This window comes from Burkholderia sp. LMG 13014, from assembly GCF_905232215.1.
In the GTDB taxonomy this organism is placed as follows: Bacteria; Pseudomonadota; Gammaproteobacteria; order Burkholderiales; family Burkholderiaceae; genus Burkholderia.
Genome location: NZ_CAJNKE010000244.1, coordinates 1 through 8,546, shown reverse-complemented (window position 1 = coordinate 8,546; position 8,546 = coordinate 1). Strand labels below are relative to the sequence as shown.

General features: G+C 64.8%; 7 protein-coding genes and 2 pseudogenes. 8 read left to right on the top strand and 1 reads right to left on the bottom strand.

What is annotated here, in order from left to right; translation table 11 throughout:
* The 7 genes and pseudogenes from JYJ84_RS21605 to asd all read left to right on the top strand — a co-directional run.
* A pseudogene (locus JYJ84_RS21605) lies at nucleotides 1-204 on the top strand (hypothetical protein); the annotation flags it as partial.
* A 32-nt stretch (nucleotides 205-236) separates the two neighbouring features.
* Nucleotides 237-995 carry a Tat pathway signal protein gene (locus JYJ84_RS21600; RefSeq protein WP_175222924.1) on the top strand — a complete coding sequence of 253 codons (759 nt, stop codon included), beginning with the start codon at nucleotides 237-239 and terminating at the stop codon, nucleotides 993-995.
* A 235-nt stretch (nucleotides 996-1,230) separates the two neighbouring features.
* Entirely contained in the window at nucleotides 1,231-2,640 is a 1,410-nt protein-coding gene (gene leuC / locus JYJ84_RS21595) for a 3-isopropylmalate dehydratase large subunit (protein WP_122949223.1), read from the top strand.
* A 3-nt stretch (nucleotides 2,641-2,643) separates the two neighbouring features.
* Nucleotides 2,644-2,790 (top strand): entericidin A/B family lipoprotein, encoded by a 147-nt coding sequence (locus JYJ84_RS21590; RefSeq protein ID WP_043177617.1) that lies wholly within the window; start codon nucleotides 2,644-2,646, stop codon nucleotides 2,788-2,790.
* 68 nt (nucleotides 2,791-2,858) lie between these two features.
* Complete coding sequence (gene leuD / locus JYJ84_RS21585) at nucleotides 2,859-3,509, top strand: 3-isopropylmalate dehydratase small subunit (RefSeq protein WP_011355726.1); 651 nt, start codon at nucleotides 2,859-2,861, stop codon at nucleotides 3,507-3,509.
* A gap of 79 nt (nucleotides 3,510-3,588) precedes the next feature.
* Complete coding sequence (leuB, locus tag JYJ84_RS21580) at nucleotides 3,589-4,656, top strand: 3-isopropylmalate dehydrogenase (protein ID WP_175222904.1); 1,068 nt, start codon at nucleotides 3,589-3,591, stop codon at nucleotides 4,654-4,656.
* 299 nt (nucleotides 4,657-4,955) lie between these two features.
* Nucleotides 4,956-6,077, top strand: coding sequence for an aspartate-semialdehyde dehydrogenase (gene asd, locus JYJ84_RS21575; protein WP_122949225.1), 1,122 nt, complete (start codon nucleotides 4,956-4,958; stop codon nucleotides 6,075-6,077).
* A gap of 105 nt (nucleotides 6,078-6,182) precedes the next feature.
* On the opposite strand, the gene flgE is transcribed toward asd, so the two are convergent.
* Complete coding sequence (gene flgE, locus JYJ84_RS21570) at nucleotides 6,183-7,427, bottom strand: flagellar hook protein FlgE (RefSeq protein ID WP_122949226.1); 1,245 nt, start codon at nucleotides 7,425-7,427, stop codon at nucleotides 6,183-6,185.
* A gap of 845 nt (nucleotides 7,428-8,272) precedes the next feature.
* Here flgE and JYJ84_RS21565 point away from each other — a divergent pair.
* A pseudogene (locus tag JYJ84_RS21565) lies at nucleotides 8,273-8,546 on the top strand (pilus assembly protein FimV); the annotation flags it as partial.

Here is an 8,546-nt window from a genome sequence, read left to right as displayed (position 1 = left end):
CATGCGAAGCGCTGCATCCAGACCTCGCAGCAGGCGGGCATGAAGGCCGCCGCAGTGGCCGAGGTGTCGCTCCCGACGATGTACGACCCGCAATCGGGCCAGCCGTGGACGCGCAACCGCAGCCTCTATCTCGTCCACGACATGTATGCGCAGATGCTTGGCCGCGCGGTGACCGCGACGATGCAGGCGTTCCCGAAGGGCTGACGCCTTTCGCTCTCCACCCGACTCTCATGACCATGACGACCCGCCGCCATTTCCTGGCTTCCACTTCGCTGCTCGCCGCCTCGTGTGCGGCCGTTGCCCCGGCTTTCGCGAGCGACGCCCCCGTTTCCGATGCGGAATTGCAGCGCCAGATGCTCGGCAAGCTGACGAACGAACTGAACGACCGCGCGACCGCCACCGACGAAACCGGCTACCTGTTCGACACGTTTTTCTCGTGGACGCCGCCGACCGTCGACACAGCCGCCATCAACACGATTGCCGCGTTCGGCTTCGGCAGCCGCGCGGCAACATCCGGCACCACGCCCGTGCCGGGCCCCGTGAACGAGGCGATTGCCGACGCCGTGTTCCAGCTTCGACAGAAGGTCTCCGTGCCGATCTATGCGCAGCAGGAAGTCGCGAGCGTGCTCGCATCGAAGTACGGGCTGACCGCCGGCGTGACGTCGATCGCGACCCCGGCCCTGGCTGCCGGCAGCCCGATCCCGACGCCCGACGGCGTGGCCGCCGCGATCGTCAAGCAGGCCGGCTCGGCCGCGGCGTTGGGGAAGGTCGGCGTCGTCACGCATTCGGATCAGGCGTCGATCGCCGTGCGCGTATCGACTGCGGCGGGGATGCAGGCCGCCGTGCCGGCCGGCCTGACGCTGCCGTCGCTCTACGACACGTCGGCGCAGATGCCGGCCTTGCGGCGGCGCGATCTCTACCTGCTGAGCAACGCGGGCGTGCAGCTCGGCATGCTGCGGCTCGACCTGATCGCTCGCGAGTACCCGAACGGCTGACGCCGCGAGGCGTCGGCGCGCGCGATCCGGATGGCGCGATTTGCGATTCGCGATCGCGCTGCGCCGGATTCCGCGTGCCCGGTTTGGCTGGTAATGCCGATACAGGTATTGGCACTACCAGCCAAACCACTGTTTTTAATGGGTTTTTTCGCATCCGGCCTGCGTCGCGGTGCGTTCTGCGTGGCATAATCGACCGCATCCGTAAGGCTTGTAGTCACAACGACCCCGCATACCCATGGCACAGACTCTCTACGACAAACTGTGGAACACCCACGTGGTCCACGCCGAGGAAGACGGCACGACGCTGCTCTATATCGACCGTCAGCTGCTGCATGAAGTCACGAGCCCGCAGGCGTTCGAAGGGCTGAAGATGGCGCAGCGTCCGGTGTGGCGCATCAGCGCGAACCTGGCCGTGTCGGACCACAACGTGCCGACCACCGATCGCAGCCACGGCATCGCCGATCCCGTCTCGAAGCTGCAGGTCGACACGCTCGACGCGAACTGCGATGCGTTCGGCATCACGCAGTTCAAGATGAACGACGTGCGCCAGGGCATCGTCCACATCATCGGGCCGGAGCAGGGCGCGACGCTGCCGGGCATGACGATCGTGTGCGGCGATTCGCATACGTCGACGCACGGCGCGTTCGGCGCACTCGCGCACGGCATCGGCACGTCGGAAGTCGAGCACGTGCTCGCCACGCAAACCCTGCTGCAGAAGAAGAGCAAGAACATGCTCGTGAAGGTCGAGGGCACGCTGCCGCGCGGCTGTACCGCGAAGGACATCGTGCTCGCGATCATCGGCAAGATCGGCACGGCCGGCGGCACGGGCTACGCGATCGAATTCGGCGGCTCGACGATCCGCGCGCTGACGATGGAAGGCCGCATGACCGTCTGCAACATGGCGATCGAAGCCGGCGCGCGCGCGGGCATGGTCGCGGTGGACGACACGACGATCGATTACCTGAAGGGCCGTCCGTTCGTGCCGACCGGCGCGGAATGGAACCAGGCTGTCGAATACTGGCGCCAGTTCAAGTCGGACGAAGGCGCGCAGTTCGATCGCGTGGTCGAGCTGAACGCAGCCGAGATCGTCCCGCAGGTCACGTGGGGTACGTCGCCGGAAATGGTCACGTCGATCGACGGTCGCGTACCCGATCCCGAGCGCGAGAAGGATCCGGTCAAGCGCGACGCGATGGAGCGTGCACTGGCCTATATGGCGCTCGAGCCGAACACGCCGATCGAATCGATCAAGGTCGACAAGATCTTCATCGGTTCGTGCACGAACGCGCGCATCGAGGACATCCGCGCAGCCGCGTATGTCGTGAAGAAGCTGAACCGTCGCGTCGCGTCGAACGTGCGGCTCGCGATGGTCGTGCCGGGCTCGGGTCTCGTGAAGGCGCAGGCAGAGCGCGAAGGGCTCGACAAGGTGTTCACGGACGCTGGCTTCGAATGGCGCGAGCCGGGGTGCTCGATGTGCCTCGCGATGAACGCCGATCGTCTGGATCCGGGCGAGCGCTGCGCATCGACGTCGAACCGCAACTTCGAAGGCCGGCAGGGCGCGGGCGGTCGCACGCATCTCGTCAGCCCCGCGATGGCGGCAGCCGCGGCGATCGAAGGCCATTTCGTCGACATTCGCCAGCTGGGGTAACGCGTGACGGCATCGAAACTCGTGGCGCGGCTGGTTGCCGCGCTGGCGCTCGCAGGGCTGGGCTTCGGCCTCGCGGGCTGCAATACCGTCCAGGGCTTCGGGCAGGACGTCAACGCCGCCGGCAGCGCGCTGAAGCGCGCCGCGGAGTGACGTCCCCCACCGAGAATTTGTCGATGTGCGCCGGCTGAACGCCGGCCCTTCAACCGGATAGACGGATCATGGAAAAATTCACAGTGCATACCGGCGTCGTGGCGCCGCTCGATCGCGAAAACGTCGACACCGACGCGATCATTCCGAAGCAGTTCCTGAAATCGATCAAGCGCACGGGGTTCGGCCCGAATGCGTTCGACGAGTGGCGTTATCTCGACCACGGCGAACCGGGGCAGGACAACTCGAAGCGTCCGCTGAATCCCGACTTCGTGCTGAACCAGCCGCGCTACCAGGGCGCATCGGTGCTGCTCGCGCGCAAGAACTTCGGCTGCGGCAGCTCGCGCGAGCACGCGCCGTGGGCGCTGCAGCAGTACGGCTTCCGCGCGATCATCGCGCCGAGCTTCGCTGATATTTTCTTCAACAACTGCTACAAGAACGGGCTGCTGCCGATCGTGCTGACCGAGCAGCAGGTCGATCACCTGTTCAACGAGACGGTCGCGTTCAACGGCTTCGAAGTGACGGTCGACCTCGACGCGCAGGTCGTGCGTACGGGCGACGGCCGCGAGTATCCGTTCGAGATCACCGCGTTCCGCAAGTACTGCCTGCTGAACGGCTTCGACGACATCGGCCTCACGCTGCGCCACGCGGACAAGATCCGCCAGTTCGAGGCCGAGCGCCTCGTGAAGCAGCCGTGGCTCAACACCAAGCTGGTCGGCTGACAGCACCTTTCGGGCGGGCGCGCCGGCGGCGCGTTCGCCGGCCTGCCTCCATAAAAACCTACCCAGTCAGGAATTTCGCATGAAGATTGCAGTGCTGCCCGGCGACGGCATCGGTCCGGAAATCGTCAATGAAGCGGTGAAGGTGCTGAACGCACTCGACGAGAAGTTCGAACTCGAACAGGCGCCGGTCGGCGGCGCGGGCTACGAGGCAAGCGGCCATCCGCTGCCCGACGCGACGCTGAAGCTCGCGAAGGACGCCGACGCGATCCTGTTCGGCGCCGTGGGCGACTGGAAGTACGACTCGCTCGAGCGCGCGCTGCGCCCCGAGCAGGCGATCCTCGGGCTGCGCAAGCATCTCGAGCTGTTCGCGAACTTCCGCCCGGCGATCTGCTATCCGCAGCTCGTCGATGCATCGCCGCTGAAGCCTGAGCTGGTCGCGGGCCTCGACATCCTGATCGTGCGCGAACTGAACGGCGACATCTACTTCGGCCAGCCGCGCGGCGTGCGCGCTGCACCGGACGGCCAGTTCGCCGGCGAGCGCGAAGGCTTCGACACGATGCGCTATTCGGAACCGGAAGTGCGCCGCATCGCGCACGTCGCGTTCCAGGCAGCCCGCAAGCGCGCGAAGAAGCTGCTGTCGGTCGACAAGGCGAACGTGCTCGAAACGTCGCAGTTCTGGCGCGACATCATGATCGACGTGTCGAAGGAATACGCGGACGTCGAGCTGTCGCACATGTATGTCGACAACGCGGCGATGCAGCTCGCGAAGGCGCCGAAGCAGTTCGACGTGATCGTCACCGGCAACATGTTCGGCGACATCCTGTCGGATGAAGCGTCGATGCTGACGGGCTCGATCGGCATGCTGCCGTCGGCGTCGCTCGACAAGAACAACAAGGGTCTGTACGAACCGTCGCACGGTTCGGCGCCGGACATCGCGGGCAAGGGCATCGCGAACCCGCTCGCGACGATCCTGTCGGCCGCGATGATGCTGCGCTATTCGCTGAATCGCGCGGAGCAGGCCGATCGCATCGAGCGCGCGGTGAAAACGGTGCTCGAACAGGGCTACCGCACGGGCGATATCGCAACGCCGGGCGGCAAGCAGGTCGGCACGACGGCGATGGGCGACGCGGTGGTCGCGGCGCTGTAACGCAATCATGTAGAAAGGGTGCGAACGGGCCGCGAAATCGGCCGGTTCGCGAGCGGTTGGCCGTTGTGCGGGCCACCGGCTTTGTGTAGACTCGAACGATGGCGCATTTTTCCCTGATCTCCCCGGTCTTGAAACTCCACGGCAACATTGCCCGTGCGGGTGCGCGCGCCATCGTCATCACGAAAACCATTACCACGAAAACGATCATTAAACGCTGATCGTCCGTCGTGCCCGCCTATTTCCCCGCGCGGTCACACCGGGGACGGAAATGGCGGGGAAGCTCCATCAAAGGGTTAGTCATGAACGTAGGTCTCGTAGGTTGGCGCGGCATGGTCGGCAGCGTCCTGATGCAGCGCATGCAGGAAGAGGGCGATTTCGACCTGATCGAACCGGTGTTTTTCAGCACCAGCAACACGGGCGGCAAAGCGCCGTCGTTCGCGAAAAACGAGACTACGCTCAAGGACGCGACCAACGTCGACGAGCTGAAGAAGTGCGACGTGATCATCACGTGCCAGGGCGGCGACTACACGAACGACGTGTTCCCGAAGCTGCGCGCAGCCGGCTGGAACGGCTACTGGATCGATGCGGCATCGTCGCTGCGAATGAAGGATGACGCAGTCATCATCCTCGATCCGGTCAACCTCGACGTGATCAAGGACGCGCTCGTCAAGGGCCAGAAGAACTTCATCGGCGGCAACTGTACGGTCAGCCTGATGCTGATGGCGCTCGGCGGCCTGTTCCGCGAGAACCTCGTCGACTGGATGACGGCGATGACCTACCAGGCCGCATCGGGCGCGGGCGCGCAGAACATGCGCGAGCTGCTGTCGCAGATGGGCACGCTGAACGGCGCAGTGAAGGAGCAACTCGCCGATCCGGCTTCCGCGATCCTCGACATCGACCGCCGCGTGCTGGCCGCGATGAACAGCGATGCGATGCCGACGAGCAACTTCGGCGTGCCGCTCGCCGGCTCGCTGATCCCGTGGATCGACAAGGATCTCGGCAACGGGATGTCGAAGGAAGAGTGGAAGGGCGGCGCGGAAACCAACAAGATCCTCGGCAAGCCGGGCATGGGCGAGCCGGGTTCGATCCCGGTCGACGGCCTGTGCGTGCGGATCGGCGCAATGCGCTGCCACTCGCAGGCGCTGACGATCAAGCTGAACAAGGACGTGCCGCTCGACGAGATCAACGGCATCCTCGCATCGGCGAACGACTGGGTGAAGGTCGTGCCGAACGAGCGTGAAGCGTCGATGCGCGACCTGTCGCCGGCGAACGTCACGGGCACGCTGACGGTGCCGGTCGGCCGCCTGCGCAAGCTCGCGATGGGTGGCGAGTACCTGTCGGCGTTCACGGTCGGCGACCAGCTGCTGTGGGGCGCCGCCGAGCCGCTGCGCCGCATGCTGCGCATCCTGCTCGACAAGTAAGCCTGCATGTCCGGCCCGCGACACGCGGGCCGCATTGCACAAGATTGCGCGCCGCGTCGGCCTTGAACCTGTCAAGGCTGGCGCGGCGCGTTTTTCATGCGCGGGTCAGCGCATGTTCAGGAGCGTCTGGTCGACGGTCTGCTGGGTCTTGATCGTCTGCGCATTGGCCTGGTAGTCGCGCTGCGCCTTGATCAGGTTCACGAGCTCGGTCGTCAGGTCGACGTTCGAGTTTTCCAGCGCGCTCCCCTGCAGCGTGCCGTGGTTCGTGCTGCCCGGCGCGGAGATCTGCGGCACGCCCGACGCGGCGGTTTCCACATACTGATTGCCGCCGATGTTCTCGAGCCCGTTCGGGTTGTTGAAGTTCGCGAGCGCGATCAGGCCGAGCACCGCGCTCTGGCCGTTCGAGTAATTGCCGGTGAGCTTGCCGTCGGCGCCGATCGAGAACGTCGTCAGCGTGCCGCTCGCGAAGCCGTCCTGCGCGAGATTGTTCACGCCGCTTTTCCCGCCGAACTGCGTCGTGGCGCCCAGGTCGAGCGTCAGGTTCTGCGGATTGGCGGCGCCCGATGCGTTGGGGATCGAGAACGCGAACTGGCCGAGGCTCGCTGTCGGCTGGCCGGTGGCGGCCGACGTCGTCGAGCTGATCCGGCCCGATGCGTCGAACGTGACGGTACCGAGATTCGTCGGCGTCTGGCCCTGCACGCCGGCATAGGCCTGCCAGGTGCCGGCCGTGTTCTTCGTGAAATACATCGACACCTGTTGCGCGCCGCCGAGCGTGTCGTACACCTGAATCGACGAATTGTAGTTGTACGTGGTGTTGTCGCCCGCGTTGAACGGCGTCTTGGCCGGCACCTTGTCCTGCGAGTTCAGGTTGAACTGGCCGGTGATCTTTGTCGTCGCCAGCGGTGCGAGGTTGTTGGTCGGTGCCTGCAGCGGCACGGTCGCCGCGGTGTTGATCGCGCCGCCCGGGCCTGCCGCATAGCCCATCAGGTTGCGGTTTTGCGCGTCGACGATGGCGCCGCTCTTGTCGCGGTGGAATACGCCGTCACGCGAGTACGTCGTCACGCCGTTGTTCGACATCTGGAAGAAGCCGTTGCCGTTGATCGCGATGTCGAGCGACGACTTCGTCGTGTTGATGGTCCCCTGGCCGAATTGTTGCTGCACCGACGTGAGCCGCGTGCCGATGCCGATCTGCGTGTTGGTCGACGTCGCGACCGAATTCGCGTACATGTCGGCGAAGTTCGCGCGCCCCTGTTTGAAGCCAACCGTGTTGGCGTTCGCGATGTTGTTGCCGATCACGTCGAGATGGTTCGCCGCGCCGGCCAACCCGCTCAAACCCTGTTGATAGCCCATGTTCGATCCCCGTAACGAGCTGATGAGTAAATGCAGTCGTGCGACTGCGCGATGCCTCCCTGGCACCTCGCGGCGTCAGCCCGGCCGACCGCGTGCCGCCTTTCCGGCAGAGGCGGGCGCGAGGGGCGAATTGCGCCGATTCTTGTTTGAAGACGATCGTAGCGACGGCAATTATTCGATCTGTGTAATTTTGTGTAATGTAATTGAATTGCCGCTGAAATGATCGATTTCGTATGAGTAATGAGATGGGGGTAAAGACGGGGAGCCTTGTTGGGCTTGGGTTTGGCGGCACTGATTCTCAATTCGACGATAAGAGATGGGAATTGGCCTCTTATCGATCAATTGAAATTTATTTGAATGAAGTTGATGGTTGCCGGGATTTATTTTGATTGACGGCTGTTAATCCATTAACGGCAGGTCGTGCGAATTGTTGAGCAACCGTACCCGATTACCCGGTCGTGGCGCGGCATCGAGCCCGGGTTGTGTAAGCCGCCCGGAGAGCGAGCAAAGGCTGCGGCATTCGTTGGGGTTCGATGCGGTCGGGCGGTTTTTCAATGGCGCGCGGCGTGCTTTCGATCGATCGGGCGCGCGTGCCGCAGCATGCGTACCCGGGCATCGGTGCGGCCCGGTCGCCGGGCGCGTCGACGCCCGACCGCGACCGGTTGCACCTGCCGGCGATGAATTCGGCCCGAACCTGATCGCGTGAAGTAAACTACGCGGTTACGACGCACAGACCCGCCGAAAGCGTCGCGTTCCACGCGACGCTTTTGCATTTCTGCGGCAACTTTATTGACGCTTTCAACCGCGAATCCGAGCCGCGCCCGCGCGCGGCGATAGAGCCAACGATGTCCCGAATTTCCTTGTTTCCGCGTCTGTCCCGTCTGTCGCGCGCCGTGCGTGGCGCGCTGGCGATCCTGGCGCTCGGCGCAACCGCATCGGCCTGGGCGGCCGGCACCGGCGAACTGCCGGCGTCCGCTGCCGGGGGCGCAGTGCCGCTTACCGTGACGGTCCAGCCGGGCCAGTCGCTGAACGACATCGCAAAAGCGGCTACGCAGTCGCGCGATCCCGTTGTGCTCGCGCGCGCCGGTCGCGCGCTGTTCGACGCCAATCCGCAGGCGT